We start from the raw sequence: 665 nt of genomic DNA on the forward strand, positions 1-665 counted from the left end.
TTACCTCTCTGCAGTCAGAAAGAGCATGCAAGTAAAGTGTGTGCGACGGCGTTTTTGTTGCATCATCAAGGGCACATATCTGAAGCAGTCAAAGTTCTGGCTGATTATGTAACTCGGAATCCGCTCTGCTTGGCTGCCATTGACAGTTTGATCGGTCTTTATGAAAGCTTGGGGCAACAACGACATGCGCTCTGTTTGGCAAAAAGAGCTTTTTCGCTCACGCCAAGTAATGGTTCTCGCTTTCTCTCAGCATCCCGAATTACTGCCAAGTTGGGCCTGTTTGAAGATCTCTATGAGCTAGGCCGTACCTATGCAGCCCATTTATCACAAACCGATGCCCAATGGCTTAATGTCCTTTCTTCTTACGTTGATTTAGTCAGCGACCATTTTAAAACGCTTACTCATATTCATACCAAGAGGAAAGTGCTTGTTCAACTGAATGAACTCTGTTTACTCACGCAAAAGCAGTTGGGTAAAGAGCAGCAAGTCAATCTATTAGCTTTTAAGCAGCTCATGCAGTGCAAGCTACTTCTCGTCGAGTCTCGCGCGGCAGAAGCGCACCTAAAATTGCTAGAGTCATTGAGTTACTTTTACGATATTCCAACACAAATGCCGATAGCATTATTGAAACAAGCCCTTCCGCTATTAGCTTTTTTTGGTGAGTT

General features: G+C 44.2%; 1 pseudogene. It reads left to right on the top strand.

Annotation, left to right across the window (positions count from 1 at the left end):
• Positions 1-665 (top strand): annotated as a pseudogene (locus R8O11_RS28275) (response regulator); the annotation flags it as partial.

The sequence above is a fragment of the Vibrio sp. 1288 genome, from assembly GCF_033344475.1.